29 protein-coding genes are annotated in these 21,925 nt (G+C 70.6%); 23 read left to right on the forward strand and 6 right to left on the reverse strand.

Features of this window, described 5'->3' with window-relative positions:
- Nucleotides 1-7 precede the first annotated feature (7 nt).
- Nucleotides 8-982 (forward strand): ADP-ribosylglycohydrolase family protein, encoded by a 975-nt coding sequence (locus ACFY00_RS26995; RefSeq protein WP_388034199.1) that lies wholly within the window; start codon nucleotides 8-10, stop codon nucleotides 980-982.
- Between the two features lie 225 nt (nucleotides 983-1,207).
- Here the strand turns inward: ACFY00_RS26995 and ACFY00_RS27000 are convergent, their stop codons facing one another.
- The 6 genes from ACFY00_RS27000 to ACFY00_RS27025 form a co-directional block, all read right to left on the reverse strand.
- Nucleotides 1,208-2,233, reverse strand: a complete 1,026-nt coding sequence (locus ACFY00_RS27000; RefSeq protein ID WP_388034147.1) for an ADP-ribosylglycohydrolase family protein — start codon at nucleotides 2,231-2,233, stop codon at nucleotides 1,208-1,210.
- Nucleotides 2,234-2,264: 31 nt separating this feature from the next.
- Entirely contained in the window at nucleotides 2,265-3,560 is a 1,296-nt protein-coding gene (locus tag ACFY00_RS27005; protein ID WP_388034148.1) for a DUF2786 domain-containing protein, read from the reverse strand.
- A gap of 95 nt (nucleotides 3,561-3,655) precedes the next feature.
- Complete coding sequence (locus tag ACFY00_RS27010) at nucleotides 3,656-4,309, reverse strand: hypothetical protein (RefSeq protein ID WP_388034149.1); 654 nt, start codon at nucleotides 4,307-4,309, stop codon at nucleotides 3,656-3,658.
- Nucleotides 4,310-4,328: 19 nt separating this feature from the next.
- Nucleotides 4,329-5,435 (reverse strand): hypothetical protein, encoded by a 1,107-nt coding sequence (locus tag ACFY00_RS27015; RefSeq protein WP_388034150.1) that lies wholly within the window; start codon nucleotides 5,433-5,435, stop codon nucleotides 4,329-4,331.
- A complete protein-coding gene (locus ACFY00_RS27020; RefSeq protein ID WP_388034151.1) occupies nucleotides 5,432-7,048 on the reverse strand; it encodes a transporter in 1,617 nt (538 codons plus the stop codon). Before ACFY00_RS27020 ends, ACFY00_RS27015 begins: the two co-directional genes overlap by 4 nt.
- A complete protein-coding gene (locus ACFY00_RS27025) occupies nucleotides 7,045-7,824 on the reverse strand; it encodes an ABC transporter ATP-binding protein (protein ID WP_388034152.1) in 780 nt (259 codons plus the stop codon). The genes ACFY00_RS27020 and ACFY00_RS27025 overlap by 4 nt, the downstream gene beginning before the upstream one ends.
- A 267-nt stretch (nucleotides 7,825-8,091) precedes the next feature.
- On the opposite strand from ACFY00_RS27025, the gene ACFY00_RS27030 reads away from it, so the two are divergent.
- From ACFY00_RS27030 to rplF, 22 genes are all read left to right on the forward strand, one after another.
- Nucleotides 8,092-8,577 (forward strand): DUF1707 and DUF4190 domain-containing protein, encoded by a 486-nt coding sequence (locus tag ACFY00_RS27030; protein WP_388034200.1) that lies wholly within the window; start codon nucleotides 8,092-8,094, stop codon nucleotides 8,575-8,577.
- A 329-nt stretch (nucleotides 8,578-8,906) separates the two neighbouring features.
- Entirely contained in the window at nucleotides 8,907-9,278 is a 372-nt protein-coding gene (rpsL, locus tag ACFY00_RS27035) for a 30S ribosomal protein S12 (protein WP_014144289.1), read from the forward strand.
- 2 nt (nucleotides 9,279-9,280) lie between these two features.
- On the forward strand, nucleotides 9,281-9,751 hold the full coding sequence (gene rpsG, locus ACFY00_RS27040) for a 30S ribosomal protein S7 (protein WP_030457432.1): 471 nt from the start codon (nucleotides 9,281-9,283) through the stop codon (nucleotides 9,749-9,751).
- A 39-nt stretch (nucleotides 9,752-9,790) separates the two neighbouring features.
- A complete protein-coding gene (gene fusA / locus ACFY00_RS27045; RefSeq protein ID WP_388034153.1) occupies nucleotides 9,791-11,896 on the forward strand; it encodes an elongation factor G in 2,106 nt (701 codons plus the stop codon).
- 205 nt (nucleotides 11,897-12,101) lie between these two features.
- A complete protein-coding gene (tuf, locus tag ACFY00_RS27050; protein WP_285737068.1) occupies nucleotides 12,102-13,295 on the forward strand; it encodes an elongation factor Tu in 1,194 nt (397 codons plus the stop codon).
- A gap of 518 nt (nucleotides 13,296-13,813) precedes the next feature.
- The gene (rpsJ, locus tag ACFY00_RS27055; protein WP_012785157.1) at nucleotides 13,814-14,122 is read left to right on the forward strand and encodes a 30S ribosomal protein S10; all 309 of its coding nucleotides are present in this window, start codon (nucleotides 13,814-13,816) and stop codon (nucleotides 14,120-14,122) included.
- Between the two features lie 14 nt (nucleotides 14,123-14,136).
- Nucleotides 14,137-14,784: a 50S ribosomal protein L3 gene (gene rplC / locus ACFY00_RS27060; RefSeq protein ID WP_285737069.1), complete on the forward strand. Its 648-nt coding sequence runs from the start codon at nucleotides 14,137-14,139 to the stop codon at nucleotides 14,782-14,784.
- A 5-nt stretch (nucleotides 14,785-14,789) separates the two neighbouring features.
- Nucleotides 14,790-15,467: a 50S ribosomal protein L4 gene (gene rplD, locus ACFY00_RS27065; RefSeq protein WP_033250908.1), complete on the forward strand. Its 678-nt coding sequence runs from the start codon at nucleotides 14,790-14,792 to the stop codon at nucleotides 15,465-15,467.
- Entirely contained in the window at nucleotides 15,467-15,784 is a 318-nt protein-coding gene (rplW, locus tag ACFY00_RS27070) for a 50S ribosomal protein L23 (protein WP_033214018.1), read from the forward strand. The genes rplD and rplW overlap by 1 nt, the downstream gene beginning before the upstream one ends.
- 45 nt (nucleotides 15,785-15,829) lie before the next feature.
- Complete coding sequence (gene rplB, locus ACFY00_RS27075; RefSeq protein WP_033214016.1) at nucleotides 15,830-16,666, forward strand: 50S ribosomal protein L2; 837 nt, start codon at nucleotides 15,830-15,832, stop codon at nucleotides 16,664-16,666.
- Between the two features lie 11 nt (nucleotides 16,667-16,677).
- A complete protein-coding gene (gene rpsS / locus ACFY00_RS27080; protein WP_014136283.1) occupies nucleotides 16,678-16,959 on the forward strand; it encodes a 30S ribosomal protein S19 in 282 nt (93 codons plus the stop codon).
- A gap of 68 nt (nucleotides 16,960-17,027) precedes the next feature.
- The gene (rplV, locus tag ACFY00_RS27085; protein ID WP_014136282.1) at nucleotides 17,028-17,375 is read left to right on the forward strand and encodes a 50S ribosomal protein L22; all 348 of its coding nucleotides are present in this window, start codon (nucleotides 17,028-17,030) and stop codon (nucleotides 17,373-17,375) included.
- The gene (gene rpsC / locus ACFY00_RS27090; protein WP_388034154.1) at nucleotides 17,375-18,208 is read left to right on the forward strand and encodes a 30S ribosomal protein S3; all 834 of its coding nucleotides are present in this window, start codon (nucleotides 17,375-17,377) and stop codon (nucleotides 18,206-18,208) included. The genes rplV and rpsC overlap by 1 nt, the downstream gene beginning before the upstream one ends.
- Before the next feature lie 5 nt (nucleotides 18,209-18,213).
- Complete coding sequence (gene rplP / locus ACFY00_RS27095; RefSeq protein WP_030457415.1) at nucleotides 18,214-18,633, forward strand: 50S ribosomal protein L16; 420 nt, start codon at nucleotides 18,214-18,216, stop codon at nucleotides 18,631-18,633.
- On the forward strand, nucleotides 18,633-18,857 hold the full coding sequence (gene rpmC, locus ACFY00_RS27100; protein ID WP_014136279.1) for a 50S ribosomal protein L29: 225 nt from the start codon (nucleotides 18,633-18,635) through the stop codon (nucleotides 18,855-18,857). The genes rplP and rpmC overlap by 1 nt, the downstream gene beginning before the upstream one ends.
- Entirely contained in the window at nucleotides 18,857-19,129 is a 273-nt protein-coding gene (gene rpsQ, locus ACFY00_RS27105) for a 30S ribosomal protein S17 (RefSeq protein WP_014136278.1), read from the forward strand. The genes rpmC and rpsQ overlap by 1 nt, the downstream gene beginning before the upstream one ends.
- Nucleotides 19,130-19,231: 102 nt before the next feature.
- A complete protein-coding gene (rplN, locus tag ACFY00_RS27110; RefSeq protein ID WP_030300391.1) occupies nucleotides 19,232-19,603 on the forward strand; it encodes a 50S ribosomal protein L14 in 372 nt (123 codons plus the stop codon).
- A 16-nt stretch (nucleotides 19,604-19,619) separates the two neighbouring features.
- The gene (rplX, locus tag ACFY00_RS27115; protein WP_033214113.1) at nucleotides 19,620-19,931 is read left to right on the forward strand and encodes a 50S ribosomal protein L24; all 312 of its coding nucleotides are present in this window, start codon (nucleotides 19,620-19,622) and stop codon (nucleotides 19,929-19,931) included.
- Nucleotides 19,931-20,500 (forward strand): 50S ribosomal protein L5, encoded by a 570-nt coding sequence (rplE, locus tag ACFY00_RS27120; RefSeq protein ID WP_030457412.1) that lies wholly within the window; start codon nucleotides 19,931-19,933, stop codon nucleotides 20,498-20,500. Before rplX ends, rplE begins: the two co-directional genes overlap by 1 nt.
- A 3-nt stretch (nucleotides 20,501-20,503) precedes the next feature.
- A complete protein-coding gene (locus ACFY00_RS27125; protein WP_008747480.1) occupies nucleotides 20,504-20,689 on the forward strand; it encodes a type Z 30S ribosomal protein S14 in 186 nt (61 codons plus the stop codon).
- A 266-nt stretch (nucleotides 20,690-20,955) separates the two neighbouring features.
- On the forward strand, nucleotides 20,956-21,363 hold the full coding sequence (gene rpsH, locus ACFY00_RS27130) for a 30S ribosomal protein S8 (protein ID WP_238862988.1): 408 nt from the start codon (nucleotides 20,956-20,958) through the stop codon (nucleotides 21,361-21,363).
- Between the two features lie 22 nt (nucleotides 21,364-21,385).
- The gene (gene rplF, locus ACFY00_RS27135) at nucleotides 21,386-21,925 is read left to right on the forward strand and encodes a 50S ribosomal protein L6 (RefSeq protein WP_285737073.1); all 540 of its coding nucleotides are present in this window, start codon (nucleotides 21,386-21,388) and stop codon (nucleotides 21,923-21,925) included.

The following is a 21,925-nucleotide window of genomic DNA, read 5'->3' on the forward strand; positions in this document are numbered from 1 at the left end:
GGGAGCGATGCTGGGGCTGGCGATCGGCGACGCCCTGGGCAAGCGCACCGAATTCCTGAACCTCCACGAGATCGGACTGCTCAGCCCCGCCTGGCGCACCCTCCCGCTCCCGAAGAAGGCCCAGGTCACCGACGACACCCAGATGACCCTCGCGCTCGCTCGCGCCCTGCGCGACGCCCTCACCGAGGGGCCGCTCGCCCCGCTGCGCCTCGAACTGCCGCTGCGCGAGGAGTTCGTCGACTGGTGGCGTTCCCCGGAGAACAACCGGGCCCCCGGCATGACCTGCCTGCGCTCCTGCTTCCGGCTCTCCACCGGGCGCCCCTGGCAGGACGCCAGCGACCTCGGCTCCAAGGGCTGCGGCGCGAACATGCGGGTCGCCCCGCTCGGCCTGGTCCGCGAACTGACCGACCGCCAGGTGGCCGGCGCCGCCCAGCTGCAGTCCGGCCTCACCCACGGCCACCCCACCGCGCTCGCCGCCAGCGAACTCACCGCCTTCACCGTCCGCTGGCTCGCCCGGGGCGTCGACCCCGCCGAGCTCCCCGCCCGGCTGCGCGCCCACGCGCAGCAGCAGCGCACCCACTACGACGCGACCTGGCTCGGCGACCTCGCCGCCCGGGACCACTTCGGCTCCCCGGAGGAGTTCATCGCCCGCGGCTGGGACGAGAGCCTGCGCGCCCTCGACCGGCTCGACGCGGCGCTCGCGGCGGGGGACGTCGAGGCCGACCCGTGCGAGCGCACCGGCGAGGGCTGGGTCGCCGAGGAGGCCTTCGCCACCGCGCTGCTCTGCTTCCTCCTGCTGCCCGACGACCCGGTCGCCGCCGTCCGCCGCGCCGCGGTCTCCTCCGGCGACTCCGACTCGCTGGCCTGCCTGGCCGGCGCGTTCGCCGGGGCCAGGCACGGCGCGGACGCCTGGCCGCGGGAGTGGGTGGACCGGATCGAGTACCGCGAGGAGCTGCTGGCCTTTGGCGCGCTCTGGGACTGAGACGGTGCCCGGATGGGCCCTTCAGGGGCCCGGGGAACGGCGGGCTCGGGACTGCTCACGGTTCACTGCCGGTGCGTGCCATTGGCTTCGGGTTCTGTTCAGGCGGCCCGAAGCAGCACGGACATTCCGATGGGCTCCGGCCGGTAGCAGCTCGGACCCGCCGTTCCCCGGGCCCCTGAAGGGGCTACTGCGCAGCTCGGACCCGCCGTTCCCCGGGCCCCTGGATTACCTGCCCGCCGGGTAGCGCCCGTCCAGCGCCGTGCGGTCGCCGAGGGCGAACGCGGTGACCAGGTCGTCGGCCACCCGGAGGACGACCTCGCGGCCCTCGACCAGCTCGCACCAGTCCGCGGGGAGGCCGGACAGGCCGTGCAGGGCGCCGACCAGGTTGCCGCAGACCGCGCCGGTGGAGTCGCTGTCGCCGGAGTGGTTGACCGCCAGGACGAGGGCCGCGCGGGCGTCCTCGCCGACCAGGGCCGCGTACACGGCGACGGCCAGGCACTCCTCGGCGATCCAGCCGAGGCCGACGCGTTCGACGGCCTCCGCGCTGCCGGGGCCCTCCGCGGCCACCCGCAGGGCCCGGCGCAGGGCGTCGGCGGTCTCCGCGCCCCGGTGCTGGGCGTCGAGCCGGACGAGGACGGCGTCGAGGGCCGGGCGCAGCGGGGTACCGGCGGCGACCAGGGTGATCAGGGCGGCGAAGGCGCCCGCCGCCAGGTAGCCGGTGGGGTGGCCGTGGGTCAACTGGGCGGCCACGGCGGCGCGTTGGAAGGCCTGCTGCGGATCGAGGCCGATCAGGCCGAACGGGGCCGAGCGCATGACGGTGCCGCAGCCCTTGGAGTGGGGGTTGAGCGGGCCGTCCTGGCCGAACGGGGCGGCGGGCCGGTAGTCGGTGGCGATGCCGGTGGTGCAGGCGTTGCCGGGGGCCCGGGAGGCGTACAGGAACTCCTGGGCGGCCAGCCAGCCGTCGGGCCGGGGGCCGGGTCCGGGCAGCCGCTGGGTGGTGAACCAGCGGCGGTAGGCGGCGTGCAGGTCCTCCGGGCGGCCGCCGCGCAGCAGGCCCTCCGCGGTGAACAGGGTCATCTGGGTGTCGTCGGTGACCTGGCCCCCGAGGGGGGTGTCGGCCAGGTCGGTCAGGCCGTCCGGCCCGTACTCGGCCCGGATCTGGTCCAGGCGCCGGAACTCGACCGGCCAGCCCAGGGCGTCGCCCAGGGCCCCGCCGAGCAGGGCGCCCCGTACCCGTTCCGTGAAGTCCATCGTCGTCCCCCCCGTGTGCGCCGACGGTCCGTCAGCGTTCGATGCGTCCGGAGCCGCGGTGCAGGGAGGCCCGGTCGGCGGCGGCCCGGCCCTCGGCCCAGCCCTCGCCGTCGCTCACCCGCACCCGCTGCGACACCAGCTTGGGGAACATTCTGCCCACCGCGTCGTCGACGGCCTCCGCCCGGGCCGCCAGGACCGGCAGCAGGCCGCCGTCGGGGACGGCCGGGAGCGGCGCGCCGTCCGGGTCGGCGGCGGTCGCGCGACCGGTGGCGGCCTCCTGGGCGGCCTCCTCGGTGGCCCGCTCGGTGGCGTCCGCCAGCCGCTCCCGGATCCGGGCCGCGTACGCGACCAGGAAGGACTGCCGGAACGCCTTGGTACGGGCCGCGCCGTCCTTGTGCTTGCGGCTGCCCGCCCGGTGCATCGCGGCCGTGGCCTGCACCAGCAGCGAGGTGTAGAGCAGTTCCACCGCGTCCAGGTCGGCGTCGAATCCGATCACCGTGCAGAACCCGAACTCCTTCGCCCACACCACCCGGCACCGGTTCGCCGCCGCGACGGCGTCCAGCAGCATCGTCTTGGGGCCCTCGTACGGGTTGTCCACGCCGATCCGCACCGCCGCCGGATCGTCCGCCGACCGGCCGCCGCCCGCCGCGAGCAGCGCCTCGTCGATCGAGTGGCGGGCCATCAGCTCCTGCGCCTTCGCGGTCAGCGCCTCCGCCTCCTCCGGGAACCCGGTCGACTCGGCCTTCGCCAGCAGCGCCCGGATCCGGCCCAGCATCCGCGGCTCGTCCGCGCGCGGCGCGCCCGCCCGCGGCGCGGCGGCCTGCCCGGGCGCCGGGCCCACCGGCTGGACGGGCGGCAGCAGCGCCCAGGCCCGCAGCAGCTCCAGCGCGGCGGTGGCCAGCGCGAACCGGTCCAGCCGGTGCCGGGACGCGAACTCCGGCAGGTACGCCTCGTCGGAGGGCCACCACGGGTGCGCGTCCAGCTCCCGCAACTGCTCCCGCCAGCGCCGGTCCAGGGACGCCGCCGGGTGCCGCCGCCCCTCCGCCGCGATCAGGTCCGCCGCCAGCGCGACCTGCACCGGGCCCAGCTCCCGCCGGGCCACCCGCACCAGGTCGGCGGGCTGCCATCCGGCCGCCCAGCAGCGGCCCACCGCGCGCTCCGCGGCCCCGAGCAGCGCCCGGCTCACCGCGGGCCACCGCTCCGCCGAGGCCGCCAGCAGCGACGCGGCCCCGTCCACCACGTACTCCAGGCCGTCGGCGGACGCCCCCGCGACCCGGGCCACCGCCTCCGCCACCAGCTCGTCCACGGGCTGATCGGTGCTGGCCACGGCGGTTCCTGCTTCCTGCGGGGACGGGGGAGGGGACGCCCTCCATGATGCCGGAGCGCGCCGCACCGCCCGGCGCCGCCCGGGAACGCCGCGGTTCAGGCGCGGTGCCGCGCCCGCAGCCGGAGCCGCACCGCGTTGCCCGCCAGGGCGAGGCCGGGCAGCAGCGCGGCCGTGCCGGCCAGCAGCGGCGGGCGCCCGGCGCCGTCCGGCGAGTCCGAGGTCTCCGCCCGCATCCAGTCCTTCCGGACCGCGACCAGCGCGCCGCGCCAGAACACGCCGGTGACCCGGTCCTCGACCGCGACCTGCTGGAACAGCCGTCCGTCGGCCGGGACCTGGACCTCGTGGGGCGCCCCGCCGTCCGGTCCGAGCAGTTGCAGACGCCCCGTGCTCTTCTGGGCGTACCTGCTGACGACCGTCATCGGCACCTCCCGAACGCACTCCCGGGCGCCCGCGGCACAGGACCGCCCGGCGGCGTACGCCCGCTCCTCGGCCCGCGCGTGCGGCAGGGCGAACAGCAGCAGCAGGACGGCCAGGAACAGCAGCAGCGCCGCCAGCGCGACGGAGGCCCCGGCCTGCCGCTGCTCGTCCGGCGTCAGCCGCTGCCCGGGCGGACGCCAGACCTCTCCCCGCCCGAACGGGCCCCTGGGACCGCCCGCCGCACCACCCGTGACGACCGGCCGTCCGACCGGGCCGAAGCCGGTCGTCCCGACGCTTGCCGGTTCGCCGCGCTGTTCCTCGCCCGCCGTCACCGCTCCTGCTCTCCCCCCGTCACGGCCCCGCCCCCGCCGCCGCCCCGTCGCCCGCCCGGAGGGCCGCCAGCAGCGGTGGCGCGTCGGACGCGTCGAGGGCGAGCAGCACCGGCGCACCGGACCCCGCCTCCCGGCACTCGACGGCCAGCGGCTCCTTGCCCGTACCCACCAGGGGATCGTCCCGAAACGGCCGCCGGACCTCCTCCACCACCAGCCGGGCCGGGTACGGCCGCACCGACAGGTTCTCGCCCAGCGCGGTGGACAGCCGGCCGTCGAGGACGATCAGGCAGTGGTGCCCCATCGTCCGCGGGGGAGCGCCGGGGCCGGCCACCGCGCCCGGGACGCAGACCCGGCCCGGGGCCGCCACGGCCGGGACGTCGACCAGCGGCGTCCGGTCCCGGCGGCGCAGGAGCAGCGCCCGCCCGCCCACCACCGCCAGCGCCGGTACGCCGAGGAGCGCCAGCACCGAGGAGTACGGGACGTCGGGCGCGTCGACCGCCCCGGCGAGCATGCCGACCGCGGCCGACGCGAGCGCCGCCTCCCGGGCCGAGCGCAACTGCCAGGGCCGCACCAGCGGGTTGCGCCAGGACCGCAGGCCCAGCCACAGCGCCTGCCAGAGCGCGCCCGCGGCCAGCGGCAGGGTGGCCAGGCCCAGACCCAGCGGGAGGTGGTGCGAGGTGTTGGGCGTCGCCGTGGTCTCCTGCCGCACGCCGTCCAGCCGGAGTGCGACCAGGCCGCCGCGCCAGAACTCGGCGGTGACCCGGGCGCCGTCCTCGGCCCCGAACAGCGAGTCGCCGTCCGGCAGTTCGGGCCGGAGGACGGTGCCGTCCGCCCCGGCCAGCCGCAGCCACCAGGCCTCGCCCTTCCCCGCCCGGTGGTCCTTCCCGACGACGGTCAGCGGCACCTCCAGGACGCAGGCCGCACCGTCCGCCGCCGGGCAGCGCGGCGCGGCCGCGAAGGCCCGCTGCTGGGCCCGGGCGGCGGGCAGCGCACCCAGCAGCGCCCGGCCCGCGACGGCCGCGAGCAGCACGGCGGCCAGCAGGGACAGCCACGCCCCGCGACGGTCCCCCGGTGACACCGGTCGGCGCACCGCAGCCCCGGCCGCCGACCCGCGGCGGCTCGTCACCGCTCGATCACCTTGGCGAGGATCTCCGGCGCCCGCCCGAGCAGCCGCCCCGAGGCCAGCCGGATCCCCAGCAGCGCCAGCCCGGCCCCGTACAGCGCGCCCGCGGGGAGCAGCGGCCAGGCCGGGCGGTGGCCCAGCAGCAGGAAGCCGAGCAGCGCTCCGACCGGCAGGCAGAGCACCGCCACGCCGACCATCGAGCCGAAGGCGTTCAGCATCACCGCGCCGTTCTGCCCGGGCGCCGCGTTGCGCATCGGGTTGCCGTCGGCGGGCAGGGCGTACGGGGCGAGCACGCTGAGCACGCAGCCCAGGCCGAGCGCGGTGCCGAGCGCGGCCAGGGCCAGGCCGAGCGCCGGGGCCAGGTCGGCCCAGTCGCCGGTGAGGGCGGCCACCGGCGGGCCGAACAGCAGCAGCACCGGCACCGCGTACAGCGCGATCGCCAGCACCCGGCCGCGCAGTTCGTCCCGGGCGTCGCGCCGGGTGCCGAGGGTCGCGGCGACCATCCAGAACCCGGAGCCGTCCATGCCGAACAGGTTGCCGGACTGCAGGCCGAGCATCATCCCGCCGATCGCGATCACGTACACCGAGCCCCAGCCCTGCACCACCGACAGCACCGCGAACACCGCGGTCATGCCGATCCCGGTGAACACCGCGGCCTTCGACCGCGGCTCCCGCCAGGCGTACCGCAGGTGCCGCTGGGCGACGGTGCCGACCCGGCCCTCGGGCAGCAGCCGCCACAGGCCCTCCGCCCGGGCGGAGGCGGCGGACGAGGTCTCCAGCAGCGTCGAGGAGTCGCCGCTCACCATCAGCTCCCGCAGGCTGCGCAGCCACCAGCGCAGCAGCAGCGCCAGCAGCCCCGCGGTGAGCAGCAACTGCCCGGCCGCGACCGCGTACGCGCCCTCCCCGGCCGAGCGCACCGCGTCGATCGCCGCCACCGGCGGGATCCACCGCACCACCGAGGCGTACGGGTGCAGCACCGACAGGTCGACGCCCCGGCCCGAGCCGTTCAGGGTGCTCTGCAGGCCCAGGTTCCCGGCCTGCGCCAGGACCGCGAACAGCAGGCCGCCGAAGATCGCGAAGTCCTTGCCGCGGCGGCTCGACAGCAGCCGGGCGTTGCCCGCCCCGACCGACCGGATCAGCGCCACCAGCGTCAGCAGGACCAGCGGCACCGCGAGCACCGCCACCGCCGCCGAGGCCGCGCCCCGCCCGGCCGCCACCGCGGCGCCGACCAGCAGCAGCAGGTTGATCAGCGGCCCCGGCCCGACCAGCCCGCCCAGCAGGGTGCCGCGCAGCAGCGCGGACTCCCGCAGCGGCAGCACGGTCAGCCGGGTCGGGTCGGCGCTCTCGTCGCTGGAGAAGAAGAACAGCGGCATCGCGGCCCAGCACACCGTCAGCCCGGTGACCAGCACCGCGGCCGCGTCCGCCGCCCCCTCCCGGCCGTGCAGCGCCACCAGTCCGACGGCCCCGGACAGCCCGAACAGCAGCCCGATCAGCAGGCCGAGGACGTACCCGACGGCCAGGCCGCGGCTGCGGCGCAGCCCGTTCAGCAGCAGCCGGACCTTGAGCGCGACCAGGGCCCGGACGACCGCGCGGTCCTCGGCGAGGGCGGTGCTCACCGCTGACCCCCGCCCAGCCAGTCGAGCGCGTTCCCGTCGTCCTCGCGGACGCCGACCAGCCCGAGGAACGCCTGGTGCAGCGAAGTCCCGCCGCGCACCTGCTCGGTGGGCCCGGCGGCGACCACCTGCCCGGCGTTGACCACGGCGACCCAGTCGCACAGCGACTCGACCAGTTCCATCACGTGGCTGGAGAACACCACGGTGGAGCCGGAGGCGGCGTACCTGGTCAGCACCCCGCGGATGGTCTGCGCGGAGACCGGGTCGACGCCCTCGAACGGCTCGTCCAGGAACAGCACGTCGGGGTTGTGCAGCAGCGCGGCGGCCAGGCCGATCTTCTTGCGCATGCCGGTGGAGTAGTCGGCGACCAGCTTGTCGGCGGAGCCGGTCAGGTCCAGCACCGCCAGCAGCTCCTCGGCCCGCCGGTCGGTCTCCTTCCCGGCCAGCCCGCGCAACCGCCCGTTGAAGCGCAGCAGTTCGCGCCCGCTGAGCCGCTCGAACATCCGCAGCCCCTCCGGCAGGATGCCGATCCGGGCCTTGACCGCGACCGGGTCCCGCCAGACGTCCGCGCCGTGCACCAGCACCGTGCCCCGGTCGGGCCGCAGCAGCCCGGTGGCCATCGACAGCGTGGTGGTCTTGCCGGCCCCGTTCGGGCCGACCAGGCCGATGAACGACCCGGCGGGCAGGTCCAGGCTCAGCCCGGCGACGGCGGTCTGCGCGCCAAAGCGCTTCCACAGGTCGCGGATCGAGACGGCGGGCGGCGGGGTGGTCGCCTCCATGGCGGGTGGTCTCCTTCGCGGGCGGTCCGGACGGGGTGCCGGTGCGACCCTATGATCATTCCTTTACCCCGCACATCCCCCGAACGGCGGTGCGCCACCGGTTCCCGCCGCGCCCCGGCAACTACCCGGCGCCGCCGTTCGTCCTGCATGCTGGGAAGGCAATCGCAGCACGGGGATTCGGAGGTGGCCGCGGTGGCAGGTCAATGGGGGCCGCCGGCGCCGTACGGGCAGCAGCCCTGGCAGCCGGCACCGACGCCGCAGTCCGCCATGCGGGCCGCCAACGCGGACCGGGAGCGGACCGTCGACGTGCTGAAGGCCGCGTTCGCCGAGGGCCGGCTGACCGCCGCCGAGTACGAGCAGCGGATGTCCGCCACCTACCAGGCCAGCACCTACGGGCAGTTGGCCGCCCTGGTGGCCGACCTGCCCTCCGGACCGATGGTGCAGCCGACGGCCGCGCCCGCCCCGGTGGTGCCGCAGACCTTCCTGCCGCCGCCCTACCCGTTCCCGCCGACGCGCCGCAGCAACGGCCTGGCGGTCGCCTCCGCGACGCTCGGCTGCCTGACCGTGGTCACCGGCGGCCTCACCGGGCTGCCCGCCGTGATCACCGGCCACATGGCGCGCAACCGGATCCGCGTCACCCGCGAGGACGGCGACGGCCTGGCGGTGCTGGGCCTGGTGCTGGGCTGGCTCTCGGTGGCCGGTTGGCTGCTGATCGGCCTGCTCGTCGTGCTGGCGTCCTCGTCGTCGAGCTGACCGCCCGCGCCCGGCGGCCCCGTTCCGCGCCGCGCCGGGCGGCGTGCCCGGCCGGGTGCGCCCCATTTGTTTTGACCGCCGCCTGTGCGCTAGGTACGCTCTGACCTTGTGCCTGGGGTGTGCCCGGGTCCTTGTGCGTGCCAGCAGATCGGCCGCCGCAGCGGAGACTCCACCCGCTCGGTGCGTGCCGTAGCCGCAGCGCAGCTCATGGGATTCCGCGATTCTTCCCCCGAAGAAGGCCCAACACGCCCGACCGCGTGGGTCGGTGTGTGCGGGCCATACCGCAGGTTAGTTCCACCAAGCCTTGGCACACAGAAAACGGAGAAACGGTGCCTACGATCCAGCAGCTGGTCCGAAAGGGCCGGCAGGACAAGGTCGAGAAGAACAAGACGCCCGCACTGAAGGGTTCGCCCCAGCGCCGCGGCGTCTGCACGCGTGTGTACACGACCACCCCGAAGAAGCCGAACTCGGCTCTCCGCAAGGTCGCCCGTGTGCGCCTCACCAGCGGGATCGAGGTCACCGCTTACATTCCGGGCGAGGGCCACAACCTGCAGGAGCACTCCATCGTGCTGGTCCGCGGTGGCCGTGTGAAGGACCTTCCTGGTGTCCGCTACAAGATCATCCGCGGCTCGCTCGACACCCAGGGTGTCAAGAACCGCAAGCAGGCCCGCAGCCGCTACGGCGCCAAGAAGGAGAAGTAAGAATGCCTCGTAAGGGCCCCGCCCCGAAGCGCCCGGTCATCATCGACCCGGTCTACGGCTCCCCGCTGGTGACCTCGCTGGTCAACAAGATCCTGCTGCACGGCAAGCGCTCCACCGCCGAGCGGATCGTCTACGGCGCCCTCGAGGGCGTCCGCGAGAAGACCGGCGCCGACCCGGTGGTCGCGCTCAAGCGCGCCCTGGAGAACGTCAAGCCGACCCTCGAGGTCAAGTCCCGCCGCGTCGGTGGCGCCACCTACCAGGTGCCGGTCGAGGTCCGCCCGGGCCGCGCCAACACCCTGGCGCTGCGCTGGCTGGTCGGCTACTCCCGCGCCCGTCGCGAGAAGACCATGACCGAGCGTCTGCTCAACGAGATCCTCGACGCCAGCAACGGCCTGGGCGCTTCCGTGAAGCGTCGCGAGGACACCCACAAGATGGCCGAGTCCAACAAGGCCTTCGCGCACTACCGCTGGTAGTCCGAACCCCGTCACTAGACAGAGAGAGAACGAGCCACCATGGCTGCAACCTCCCTTGACCTCGCCAGGGTCCGCAACATCGGGATCATGGCGCACATCGACGCGGGCAAGACCACCACCACCGAGCGGATCCTGTTCTACACCGGTGTCTCGTACAAGATCGGTGAGGTCCACGACGGCGCTGCCACGATGGACTGGATGGAGCAGGAGCAGGAGCGCGGCATCACCATCACGTCGGCCGCGACGACCTGTCACTGGACCCTCGACGGTGTCGACAACACCATCAACATCATCGACACCCCGGGCCACGTCGACTTCACCGTCGAGGTGGAGCGCTCGCTGCGCGTGCTCGACGGTGGCGTGACGGTGTTCGACGGTGTCGCCGGTGTCGAGCCCCAGTCCGAGACCGTGTGGCGGCAGGCTGACCGCTACGGCGTCCCGCGCATCTGCTTCATCAACAAGCTGGACCGCACGGGTGCCGACTTCTACTTCTGCGTGCAGACCATCGTGGACCGCCTCGGCGCCACCCCGCTGGTCATGCAGCTGCCGATCGGCGCCGAGGGCGACTTCTCCGGTGTCGTCGACCTGGTGAAGATGAAGGCCCTGGTCTGGTCCGCGGACGCGCCCAAGGGCGAGATGTACGACGTCGTCGACATCCCGGCCGACCTCGCCGACAAGGCCGCGGAGTACCGCGAGGCCCTGCTCGACACCGTGTCGAACGTCAGCGACGAGGTGATGGAGCTCGCCCTGGAGGGCGAGGACATCCCCGAGGAGCTGCTGGTCGCCGCGATCCGCAAGGGCACGCTGAACTCGGACTTCACCCCGATCTTCTGCGGCTCGGCCTTCAAGAATAAGGGCGTCCAGCCCCTGCTCGACGCGGTTGTGAAGTACCTGCCGTCGCCCCTCGACATCGAGGGCATCGAGGGCACCAAGCCGAACAACCCCGACGAGAAGATCGTCCGCCAGGCCTCGGACGACGAGCCGCTCGCCGCGCTCGCGTTCAAGATCATGTCGGACCCGCACCTGGGCAAGCTCACCTTCGTCCGCGTGTACTCCGGCCGCCTGGAGTCCGGCACCTCGGTGCTGAACTCCGTCAAGGGCAAGAAGGAGCGCATCGGCAAGATCTACCGCATGCACGCGAACAAGCGTGAGGAGATCGACTCGGTGGGCGCCGGCGACATCATCGCCGTCATGGGCCTCAAGCAGACCACCACCGGTGAGACGCTGTCCGACGAGAAGCAGCCGGTCATCCTGGAGTCCATGGACTTCCCGGCCCCGGTCATCCGCGTCGCGATCGAGCCCAAGTCCAAGGGCGACCAGGAGAAGCTGGGTGTCGCCATCCAGCGCCTGGCCGAGGAGGACCCGTCCTTCCAGGTCAACACCGACGAGGAGACCGGCCAGACGATCATCGCCGGCATGGGCGAGCTGCACCTCGAGGTGCTGGTCGACCGCATGCGCCGCGAGTTCAAGGTCGAGGCCAACGTCGGCAAGCCGCAGGTGGCGTACCGCGAGACGATCCGCAAGGCCGTCGAGCGCATCGACTACACGCACAAGAAGCAGACCGGTGGTTCCGGCCAGTTCGCGAAGATCCAGATCGCGATCGAGCCGCTGGAGTCCGGCGAGGGCTACGAGTTCGTGAACAAGGTCACCGGTGGCCGCGTTCCGAAGGAGTACATCCCCTCGGTCGACGCCGGTTGCCAGGAGGCCATGGAGTTCGGCGTGCTCGCCGGCTACCCGCTCCAGGGCGTCCGCGTCAGCCTGCTCGACGGTGCGTCGCACGACGTCGACTCGTCCGAGCTGGCGTTCAAGATCGCCGGTTCCATGGCGTTCAAGGAAGGTGCCAAGAAGGCGTCGCCGGCTCTGCTCGAGCCGATGATGGCCGTCGAGGTCACCACCCCCGAGGACTACATGGGCGACGTGATCGGCGACATCAACTCCCGCCGTGGCCAGATCCGGGCCATGGAGGAGCGTCACGGCGCCCGCGTCGTCAAGGCGCTGGTGCCGCTCTCCGAGATGTTCGGCTACGTCGGTGACCTGCGCAGCAAGACCTCTGGTCGCGCGAGCTACTCGATGCAGTTCGACTCGTACGCCGAGGTTCCGCGGAACGTGGCGGACGACATCATCGCCAAGGCCAAGGGCGAGTGACGTCCCGGTAATCGGGACGAACCAGACCCTTTAGGCTAGAAGGAGGGCACCCGGACCTCACCCGTCCGGGTTCCGCCCGGGAGCCCTCCGGCACCCCCACCCGCGGGACGGCTACGGGGCGCGACACCAGCGCCCCGTTACCAAAAACCCGATCCAGACCAACTGACGTCGTACGGCGTACAGAACTGTCCTCAGGAGGACTGCAGTGGCGAAGGCGAAGTTCGAGCGGACGAAGCCCCACGTCAACATCGGCACCATCGGTCACATCGACCACGGTAAGACCACGCTGACCGCGGCCATCACCAAGGTGCTGCACGACGCGTACCCGGACATCAACCCCTTCACGCCGTTCGACCAGATCGACAAGGCGCCGGAGGAGCGTCAGCGCGGTATCACCATCTCCATCGCGCACGTCGAGTACCAGACCGAGGCGCGTCACTACGCCCACGTCGACTGCCCGGGTCACGCCGACTACATCAAGAACATGATCACCGGTGCGGCCCAGATGGACGGTGCGATCCTCGTCGTCGCCGCCACCGACGGCCCGATGCCGCAGACCAAGGAGCACGTCCTCCTGGCCCGCCAGGTCGGCGTCCCCTACATCGTCGTCGCCCTGAACAAGGCCGACATGGTGGACGACGAGGAGATCCTGGAGCTCGTCGAGCTCGAGGTCCGCGAGCTCCTCTCCGAGTACGAGTTCCCGGGCGACGACCTGCCGGTCGTCCGCGTCTCGGCGCTGAAGGCGCTCGAGGGCGACAAGGAGTGGGGCGAGAAGCTCCTCGGCCTGATGCACGCCGTCGACGAGGCCATCCCGACCCCGGCCCGCCTCACCGACCAGCCGTTCCTGATGCCGATCGAGGACGTCTTCACGATCACCGGTCGTGGCACCGTCGTCACCGGCCGCATCGAGCGCGGCATCCTCAAGGTCAACGAGACCGTCGACATCATCGGCATCAAGACCACCAAGACCACCACCACGGTCACCGGTATCGAGATGTTCCGCAAGCTGCTCGACGAGGGCCAGGCCGGTGAGAACGTCGGTCTGCTGCTCCGCGGCATCAAGCGCGAGGACGTCGAGCGCGGCCAGGTCATCATCAAGCCGGGTTCGGTCACCCCGCACACCGACTTCGAGGCCCAGGCCTACATCCTGTCGAAGGACGAGGGTGGCCGTCACACCCCCTTCTTCAACAACTACCGTCCGCAGTTCTACTTCCGCACCACCGACGTGACCGGCGTCGTGACCCTCCCCGAGGGCACCGAGATGGTCATGCCGGGCGACAACACCGCCATGACCGTCGCGCTGATCCAGCCCGTCGCCATGGAGGAGGGCCTCAAGTTCGCCATCCGTGAGGGTGGTCGTACCGTCGGCGCCGGCCAGGTCACCAAGATCCTCAAGTAATTGACGATCTGACCTCGGGTCAACTCCAGGGCCCGGCCCACTCCTTCGCGGGAGTGGGCCGGGCCCTCGGCGTTTTTCCCGCGGGGGAGAGGTTTGGCGGGCGCGCAGCGGGTGTGACGTGCACCCCAGCGGGTGAACCCGATTGGCGTATCGCCCGCGTTCTGTGGCAGGATGTCTGAGTTGCTCGGTTGAGTACCGATGCTGCGCGCCTCCCGCCGGGAGGACCGGAAGCGAGTCCCACGTACTCGTCGTTCCCGTGAATGGCCGTTCATGCTCCCACGTGCTGTGTGTGGGTGCAGTGGTGTGTAAGCGACACCGCGGCAGCTGCGGGGCGAAAGTACGGGAATCTTCCGGGAAGCGTGTGCGGGGTATCGACCCGGCTCCACCTCCCCCAGCAGTTCGAAGCCGACGAGATCGTTTCGCCGGTTTTTTGCAAGCGCGAGTGCGACACGCCCGAGCGCGGGGGTCGGAGGGGGAGTCGTGCAGCAACGGACGACACAAAGGACTACGAAGTAGCCATGGCGGGACAGAAGATCCGCATCCGGCTCAAGGCCTACGACCACGAGGTCATCGACTCCTCGGCGAAGAAGATCGTCGAGACGGTGATCCGTACTGGTGCGCAGGTCGCGGGCCCGGTGCCGCTGCCCACTGAGAAGAACGTGTACTGCGTCATCCGCTCGCCGCACAAGTACAAGGACTCGCGCGAGCACTTCGAGATGCGCACTCACAAGCGTCTGATCGACATCCTCGACCCCACGCCGAAGACGGTTGACTCGCTGATGCGTCTCGACCTGCCGGCTGGTGTCGACATCGAGATCAAGCTCTGAGAGGCGCACCGAAGATGGCTAAGCAGATTAAGGGCATCCTGGGCGAGAAGCTCGGCATGACCCAGGTCTGGGACGAGAACAACCGGGTCGTTCCGGTGACCGTCGTCAAGGCTGGGCCCAATGTCGTGACCCAGGTCCACACCGCCGACAGCCCGGCCGGCTACGACGCCGTGCAGCTCGGCTTCGGCGAGATCGACCCCCGCAAGGTGAACAAGCCCCTCCAGGGCCACTTCGCCAAGGCCGGTGTCACCCCCCGTCGCCACCTGGTCGAGATCCGTACCTCGGACGCGTCCGAGTACACCCTGGGCCAGGAAGTCACCGCCGAGACCTTCGAGGCGGGTGTCAAGGTCGACGTGACCGGCACCTCCAAGGGCAAGGGCTTCGCCGGTGTCATGAAGCGTCACAACTTCAAGGGCCTCGGCGCCGGTCACGGCACCCAGCGCAAGCACCGCTCGCCCGGTTCCATCGGTGGCTGCGCCACCCCGGGCCGTGTGTTCAAGGGCCTGCGCATGGCGGGTCGGATGGGCCACGAGCGTGTGACCACCCAGAACCTGACCGTGCACGCGGTCGACGCGGAGAAGGGCCTGCTCCTCATCAAGGGCGCGATCCCGGGTCCGAACGGCGGCCTCGTCCTCGTCCGCACCGCGGCGAAGGGGCTGTGAAGGATATGAGCACCATTGACATCCTGTCGCCCTCCGGCGACAAGGCCGGCAGCCTGGAGCTGCCCGCCGAGATCTTCGACGCCAAGGTCAGCGTCCCGCTGATGCACCAGGTCGTCGTGGCGCAGCTCGCCGCGGCTCGCCAGGGCACCCACAAGGTCAAGCGTCGTGGCGAGGTCCGCGGTGGCGGCAAGAAGCCGTACCGCCAGAAGGGCACCGGCCGCGCCCGCCAGGGCTCGACCCGCGCCCCGCAGTTCGCCGGTGGTGGCGTCGTGCACGGTCCCGTGCCGCGCGACTACTCGCAGCGGACCCCGAAGAAGATGATCGCCGCCGCCCTGCGCAGCGCGCTCACCGACCGGGCCCGCCACGAGCGCATCCACGTCGTGACCGGCGTGACCGCGACCGAGGCTCCGTCGACCAAGGCCGCCAAGGTCCTGTTCGGCAAGATCTCCGAGCGCAAGAACCTCCTCCTGGTGGTCGAGCGCGAGGACGAGCTGGGCATCCTGTCCGCTCGCAACCTGCCGAACGTGCACATCCTGGACGCCGGCCAGCTGAACACCTACGACGTGCTCGTCTCCGACGATGTGGTCTTCACCCAGGCCGCCTTCGAGCGTTTCGTGGCCGGTCCGGCCGCGTCCGCCAAGGCCGTTGCTGCTGAGGGCGAGCTCGAAGGGACTGCCGCCTGATGAGCGAGATCACCTCCAAGACGTTCACGGACCCCCGTGACGTCCTGATCAAGCCGGTCATCTCCGAGAAGAGCTACTCGCTCCTCGACGAGAACAAGTACACGTTCGTCGTGGCTCCCGGTGCCAACAAGACCCAGATCAAGCAGGCCGTCGAGGCGGTCTTCTCGGTCAAGGTCGAGGCCGTGAACACGCTGAACCGCCAGGGCAAGCGCAAGCGCTCCCGCACCGGTTTCGGCAAGCGCAAGGACACCAAGCGCGCGATCGTGACGCTGGCCGAGGGCAACCGCATCGACATCTTCGGTGGTCCGGTCGCCTGACCCTCGGGTCAGGGACTGCGATCGTCGTAAAGGACGAGGACAGAAATGGGTATCCGCAAGTACAAGCCGACTACGCCGGGCCGTCGTGGCTCCAGCGTGGCCGACTTCGTCGAAATCACGCGGTCCACGCCGGAGAAGTCGCTGGTTCGCCCGCTGCACAGCAAGGGCGGCCGTAACAACGCCGGTCGTGTCACCGCTCGCCACCAGGGTGGCGGTCACAAGCGCGCCTACCGCGTGATCGACTTCCGTCGTCACGACAAGGACGGCGTGCCGGCCAAGGTCGCGCACATCGAGTACGACCCGAACCGCACCGCGCGCATCGCGCTCCTGCACTACGCGGACGGCGAGAAGCGCTACATCATCGCCCCCCGTGGCGTCGCGCAGGGTGACCGGATCGAGAACGGCGCTGGCGCCGACATCAAGCCGGGCAACAACCTGCCGCTCCGCAACATCCCGGTCGGTACCACCATCCACGCGGTGGAGCTCCGTCCCGGCGGTGGCGCCAAGATGGCCCGCTCCGCGGGTGCCGGCATCCAGCTGCTCGCCCGTGAGGGCCGCATGGCGCACCTGCGCATGCCCTCCGGTGAGATCCGCCTGGTGGACGCGCGCTGCCGCGCGACCGTCGGCGAGGTCGGCAACGCCGAGCAGTCGAACATCAACTGGGGCAAGGCCGGCCGTATGCGGTGGAAGGGCGTTCGCCCGACCGTCCGCGGTGTGGCCATGAACCCGATCGACCACCCGCACGGTGGTGGTGAGGGTAAGACCTCCGGTGGTCGCCACCCGGTCTCGCCGTGGGGCAAGCCCGAGGGCCGCACCCGTCGCCCGAACAAGGCGTCGGACAAGCTCATCGTGCGCCGCCGCAAGACCAACAAGAAGCGCTAGGAGCAGGTCAGATGCCGCGCAGTCTCAAGAAGGGCCCCTTCATCGACGACCACCTTCAGAAGAAGGTGGACGTGCAGAACGAGGCGGGCACGCAGAACGTCATCAAGACCTGGTCCCGTCGTTCCGTGATCTCCCCGGCCATGCTGGGCCACACGATCGCGGTTCACGATGGCCGCAAGCACGTCCCGGTGTTCGTCACCGAGTCGATGGTCGGCCACAAGCTCGGCGAGTTCGCTCCCACGCGCACCTTCAAGGGGCACGTGAAGGAAGACCGCAAGTCGAAGCGTCGCTAGTCGCGGCCCGCTTCTACGAGCTGTAGCGCCAGAACGACAAAGTGACTTACTCCATTAAGGGGACAACCATGGAAGCCAGGGCCCAGGCGCGGTACATCCGCGTCACGCCCATGAAGGCCCGCCGCGTGGTGGACCTCATCCGTGGCCTGCCGGCCACGGAGGCCCAGGCGGTCCTGCGTTTCGCTCCGCAGGCCGCCACCGTGCCGGTCGGCAAGGTGCTCAACAGCGCCATCGCCAACGCCGCGCACAACTACAACCACTCCAACGTGGACGACCTCTACATCTCCGAGGCGTACGTTGACGAGGGTCCGACCCTGAAGCGGTTCCGTCCGCGCGCCCAGGGCCGTGCCTACCGGATCCGCAAGCGGACCAGCCACATCACCGTGGTCGTCAGCAGCAAGGAAGGGACCCGGTAATGGGCCAGAAGGTTAACCCGCACGGGTTCCGCCTCGGCATCAGCACGGACTTCAAGTCCCGCTGGTACGCCGACAAGCTGTACAAGGACTACGTCAAGGAAGACGTCGCCATCCGGCGTCTCATGACGAAGGGCATGGAGCGCGCCGGCATCTCGAAGGTGGAGATCGAGCGCACCCGTGACCGCGTCCGCGTGGACATCCACACCGCCCGTCCGGGCATCGTGATCGGCCGCCGCGGCGCGGAGGCCGACAAGATCCGGGGCAACCTGGAGAAGCTGACCGGCAAGCAGGTCCAGCTGAACATCCTCGAGGTCAAGAACCCCGAGCTGGACGCCCAGCTCGTGGCTCAGGGCGTCGCGGAGCAGCTGTCCTCCCGCGTCTCCTTCCGTCGCGCCATGCGCAAGAGCATGCAGTCGACGATGAAGGCCGGCGCCAAGGGCATCAAGGTCCAGTGCTCCGGTCGTCTCGGCGGCGCCGAGATGAGCCGTTCGGAGTTCTACCGCGAGGGCCGTGTGCCGCTGCACACCCTGCGCGCGAACGTCGACTACGGCTTCTTCGAGGCCAAGACCACCTTCGGCCGCATCGGCGTGAAGGTCTGGATCTACAAGGGCGACGTCAAGAACATCGCCGAGGTCCGCGCTGAGAACGCCGCTGCCCGCTCCGGCAACCGCCCGGCCCGTCCCGAGGGCGGTCGTCCCGCCCGCGGCGGCGAGCGCGGTGGCCGTGGTGGCGAGCGCGGTGGCCGTGGCCGTCGTCCCGCCGCTGCCGAGGCCGCTGCGGCCCCGGTCGCCGAGGCTCCGGCTGCCGCTGAGAACACCGGAACGGAGGCCTGACCGCAATGCTGATCCCCCGTCGGGTCAAGCACCGCAAGCAGCACCACCCGAAGCGCCGCGGCGCGGCCAAGGGTGGCACCGAGCTGGCGTTCGGCCAGTTCGGCATCCAGGCCGTGACCCCGGCCTACGTGACGAACCGCCAGATCGAGTCCGCTCGTATCGCGATCACCCGTCACATCCGTCGTGGCGGCAAGGTCTGGATCAACATCTACCCGGACCGCCCGCTCACCAAGAAGCCGGCCGAGACCCGCATGGGTTCCGGTAAGGGTTCGCCGGAGTGGTGGATCGCGAACGTGCACCCGGGTCGGGTCATGTTCGAACTGTCGTACCCGAACGAGAAGATTGCTCGCGAGGCGCTCACCCGTGCCGCGCACAAGCTTCCGATGAAGTGCCGGATCGTTCGGCGCGAGGACGGTGAGAGCTGATGTCGGCCGCTACCAAGGCTGCTGAGCTTCGCGAACTGGACAACGAGGGTCTCGTTGCCAAGCTCCGTGAGGCCAAGGAGGAGCTGTTCAACCTCCGCTTCCAGGCGGCGACCGGGCAGCTCGACAACCACGGACGGCTCCGGCTGGTCCGTAAGGACATCGCGCGGATCTACACCCTGATGCGCGAGCGCGAGCTGGGCATCGAGACGGTGGAGAACGCCTGATGACTGAGAACACCAACGAGACGCGCGGTTTCCGCAAGACCCGTGAGGGTCTGGTCGTCAGCGACAAGATGGACAAGACCGTCGTCGTCGCCGTCGAGGACCGCGTCAAGCACGCGCTGTACGGCAAGGTCATCCGCCGTACCAACAAGCTGAAGGCGCACGACGAGCAGAACGCGTGCGGTGTCGGCGACCGTGTCCTCCTGATGGAGACCCGGCCGCTGTCCGCGACGAAGCGCTGGCGCGTCGTCGAGATCCTCGAGAAGGCCAAGTAACAAGGTTGTTCGCGGTACGGCCGTATGTGCACCAGGCCCCCAGGGGCGCGGGTGTGAGCAGCGGCCGGCCCGTCAACACTTGTTGACGATCAGGAGAAAGCTGTGATCCAGCAGGAGTCGCGACTGCGCGTCGCCGACAACACGGGTGCCAAGGAGATTCTCTGCATCCGCGTTCTCGGTGGCTCCGGTCGCCGCTACGCCGGTATCGGGGACGTCATCGTCGCCACCGTCAAGGACGCGATCCCCGGCGGTTCGGTGAAGAAGGGCGACGTCGTGAAGTGCGTCGTCGTTCGCACCGTCAAGGAGCGTCGTCGTCCGGACGGTTCGTACATCCGCTTCGACGAGAACGCCGCGGTTGTTCTCAAGAACACCGATGGCGACCCCCGCGGTACCCGCATCTTCGGCCCGGTGGGCCGCGAGCTGCGCGACAAGAAGTTCATGAAGATCATCTCGCTGGCGCCGGAGGTGCTCTAATCTCATGGCGAACAGCATGAAGATCAAGAAGGGTGACCTGGTCCAGGTCATCACCGGCAAGGACAAGGGCAAGCAGGGCAAGGTCATCCAGGCCATCCCCGCTGAGAACAAGGTCCTGGTCGAGGGTGTCAACCGGGTCAAGAAGCACACCAAGCCGGGCCCCGGCACCCAGGGTGGCATCGTGACCGTCGAGGCCCCGGTGCACGTCTCCAACGTCCAGCTGGTCGTGGAGAAGGACGGCAAGAAGGTCGTCACCCGCGTCGGCTACCGCTTTGACGACCAGGGCAACAAGATCCGCGTTGCCAAGCGGACCGGTGAGGACATCTGATGTCTGAGACGACTGTTGAGAAGGTGACCCCCCGCCTCAAGGAGAAGTACCTCTCCGAGGTCAAGGGTCAGCTGCACGAGCAGTTCTCGTACGAGAACGTCATGCTGATCCCCGGCCTGGTCAAGGTCGTGGTCAACATGGGTGTCGGCGAGGCCGCCCGTGACAGCAAGCTGATCGAGGGTGCCATCAAGGACCTGACCGCGATCACCGGTCAGAAGCCGGCCGTCACCAAGGCCCGCAAGTCCATCGCGCAGTTCAAGCTGCGCGAGGGCCAGCCGATCGGTGCCCACGTCACCCTCCGTGGTGACCGCATGTGGGAGTTCGTGGACCGTCTGGTGTCGCTGGCCCTGCCGCGCATCCGTGACTTCCGCGGCCTCTCGCCCAAGCAGTTCGACGGCCGTGGCAACTACACCTTCGGTCTGACCGAGCAGGTCATGTTCCACGAGATCGACCAGGACAAGGTCGACCGTCAGCGCGGTATGGACATCACCGTCGTGACCACCGCTCAGACCGACGATGAGGGCCGGGCGCTGCTGCGCGCTCTGGGCTTCCCGTTCAAGGAGGCGTGAGCCATGGCGAAGAAGGCCCTGATCGCTAAGTCCGAGCGCAAGCCGAAGTTCGGCGTCCGGGCGTACACCCGGTGCCAGCGCTGCGGCCGTCCGCACTCGGTGTACCGCAAGTTCGGCCTGTGCCGTGTGTGCCTCCGTGAGATGGCGCACCGCGGCGAGCTGCCGGGCGTGACCAAGAGCTCCTGGTAATCCCTTACCGGTTGTTCTGACATCGGCGAGCAGTGTGCCCGACCTCGACGCTTTTGGGTTCCCGAGAGGGATCCCGTAAGGTGTTGGGGTCGGGCCCCTGCTGCGGCGTCCCCTTCGGGCGAGCCGCGGCCTTCCTTCGAGGGCCCGCAACACCCAGTCTTACTACGTCGCAGGTCCCCTGCGCTTGTGCCCCTTTCGCACTCCTCCGAGTGCGCGGAGGGGGACCTGGCGCGGAGAAACCACGGCGGGAGAGGCCTGAGGCCACCATGACCATGACCGACCCCATCGCAGACATGCTCACGCGTCTGCGTAACGCGAACTCGGCGTACCACGACTCCGTGGCGATGCCGGCCAGCAAGATCAAGGCGCACGTCGCCGAGATCCTGCAGCAGGAGGGGTACATCTCCTCCTACAAGGTTGAGGAGCCGGCTGAGGGCGAGGTCGGCAAGAAGCTGACCATCGAGCTCAAGTTCGGTCCCAACCGCGAGCGTTCCATCGCCGGCATCAAGCGCATCAGCAAGCCGGGTCTGCGTGTGTACGCAAAGTCCACCAACCTGCCGAAGGTGCTCGGCGGCCTGGGCGTGGCGATCATCTCCACGTCCTCCGGCCTCCTGACCGACAAGCAGGCCGCCAAGAAGGGCGTAGGCGGAGAAGTTCTCGCCTACGTCTGGTAATTCGGGAAACGGAGGTACAGCAATGTCGCGCATTGGACGGCTGCCCATCCAGGTTCCCGCTGGTGTGGACGTCACCATCGACGGCCAGACGGTCACGGTGAAGGGCCCCAAGGGCTCCCTCACCCACGTCGTCGCCGCGCCGATCGAGATCGGCAAGGGCGAGGACGGCACTCTGGTCGTCACCCGCCCGAACGACGAGCGTCAGTCGAAGGCCCTGCACGGCCTGTCGCGCACGCTGGTGGCGAACATGATCACCGGCGTGACCGCGGGCTACCGCAAGTCGCTGGAGATCAGCGGCGTCGGCTACCGAGTCACGGCGAAGGGCTCCGACATGGAGTTCGCGCTGGGCTACAGCCACCCGATCCTGGTCACCGCGCCCGAGGGGATCTCCTTCGTCGTCGAGACGCCCACCAAGTTCCACGTGGACGGCACCGACAAGCAGAAGGTCGGCGAGGTCGCCGCGAAGATCCGCAAGCTGCGCAAGCCCGACCCGTACAAGGCCAAGGGCGTCAAGTACGCGGGCGAGGTCATCCGCCGCAAGGTCGGAAAGAGTGGTAAGTAA

Origin of the sequence: Kitasatospora sp. NPDC001540, assembly GCF_042894345.1 — a bacterium.
Lineage (GTDB): Bacteria > Actinomycetota > Actinomycetes > Streptomycetales > Streptomycetaceae > Kitasatospora > Kitasatospora phosalacinea_C.

What these genes read in the sequence shown, in the direction of transcription:
- ACFY00_RS26995 (WP_388034199.1), top strand. Translation starts at nt 8, where the DNA reads ATGCTGGGGCTGGCGATCGGCGACGCCCTGGGCAAGCGCACCGAATTC.
- ACFY00_RS27000 (WP_388034147.1), bottom strand. Translation starts at nt 2,233, where the DNA reads ATGGACTTCACGGAACGGGTACGGGGCGCCCTGCTCGGCGGGGCCCTG.
- ACFY00_RS27025 (WP_388034152.1), bottom strand. Translation starts at nt 7,824, where the DNA reads ATGGAGGCGACCACCCCGCCGCCCGCCGTCTCGATCCGCGACCTGTGG.
- ACFY00_RS27030 (WP_388034200.1), top strand. Translation starts at nt 8,092, where the DNA reads ATGCGGGCCGCCAACGCGGACCGGGAGCGGACCGTCGACGTGCTGAAG.
- rpsG (WP_030457432.1), top strand. Translation starts at nt 9,281, where the DNA reads ATGCCTCGTAAGGGCCCCGCCCCGAAGCGCCCGGTCATCATCGACCCG.
- fusA (WP_388034153.1), top strand. Translation starts at nt 9,791, where the DNA reads ATGGCTGCAACCTCCCTTGACCTCGCCAGGGTCCGCAACATCGGGATC.
- rpsJ (WP_012785157.1), top strand. Translation starts at nt 13,814, where the DNA reads ATGGCGGGACAGAAGATCCGCATCCGGCTCAAGGCCTACGACCACGAG.
- rplC (WP_285737069.1), top strand. Translation starts at nt 14,137, where the DNA reads ATGGCTAAGCAGATTAAGGGCATCCTGGGCGAGAAGCTCGGCATGACC.
- rplD (WP_033250908.1), top strand. Translation starts at nt 14,790, where the DNA reads ATGAGCACCATTGACATCCTGTCGCCCTCCGGCGACAAGGCCGGCAGC.
- rplW (WP_033214018.1), top strand. Translation starts at nt 15,467, where the DNA reads ATGAGCGAGATCACCTCCAAGACGTTCACGGACCCCCGTGACGTCCTG.
- rplB (WP_033214016.1), top strand. Translation starts at nt 15,830, where the DNA reads ATGGGTATCCGCAAGTACAAGCCGACTACGCCGGGCCGTCGTGGCTCC.
- rpsS (WP_014136283.1), top strand. Translation starts at nt 16,678, where the DNA reads ATGCCGCGCAGTCTCAAGAAGGGCCCCTTCATCGACGACCACCTTCAG.
- rplV (WP_014136282.1), top strand. Translation starts at nt 17,028, where the DNA reads ATGGAAGCCAGGGCCCAGGCGCGGTACATCCGCGTCACGCCCATGAAG.
- rpsC (WP_388034154.1), top strand. Translation starts at nt 17,375, where the DNA reads ATGGGCCAGAAGGTTAACCCGCACGGGTTCCGCCTCGGCATCAGCACG.
- rplP (WP_030457415.1), top strand. Translation starts at nt 18,214, where the DNA reads ATGCTGATCCCCCGTCGGGTCAAGCACCGCAAGCAGCACCACCCGAAG.
- rpmC (WP_014136279.1), top strand. Translation starts at nt 18,633, where the DNA reads ATGTCGGCCGCTACCAAGGCTGCTGAGCTTCGCGAACTGGACAACGAG.
- rpsQ (WP_014136278.1), top strand. Translation starts at nt 18,857, where the DNA reads ATGACTGAGAACACCAACGAGACGCGCGGTTTCCGCAAGACCCGTGAG.
- rplX (WP_033214113.1), top strand. Translation starts at nt 19,620, where the DNA reads ATGAAGATCAAGAAGGGTGACCTGGTCCAGGTCATCACCGGCAAGGAC.
- rplE (WP_030457412.1), top strand. Translation starts at nt 19,931, where the DNA reads ATGTCTGAGACGACTGTTGAGAAGGTGACCCCCCGCCTCAAGGAGAAG.
- ACFY00_RS27125 (WP_008747480.1), top strand. Translation starts at nt 20,504, where the DNA reads ATGGCGAAGAAGGCCCTGATCGCTAAGTCCGAGCGCAAGCCGAAGTTC.
- rpsH (WP_238862988.1), top strand. Translation starts at nt 20,956, where the DNA reads ATGACCATGACCGACCCCATCGCAGACATGCTCACGCGTCTGCGTAAC.
- rplF (WP_285737073.1), top strand. Translation starts at nt 21,386, where the DNA reads ATGTCGCGCATTGGACGGCTGCCCATCCAGGTTCCCGCTGGTGTGGAC.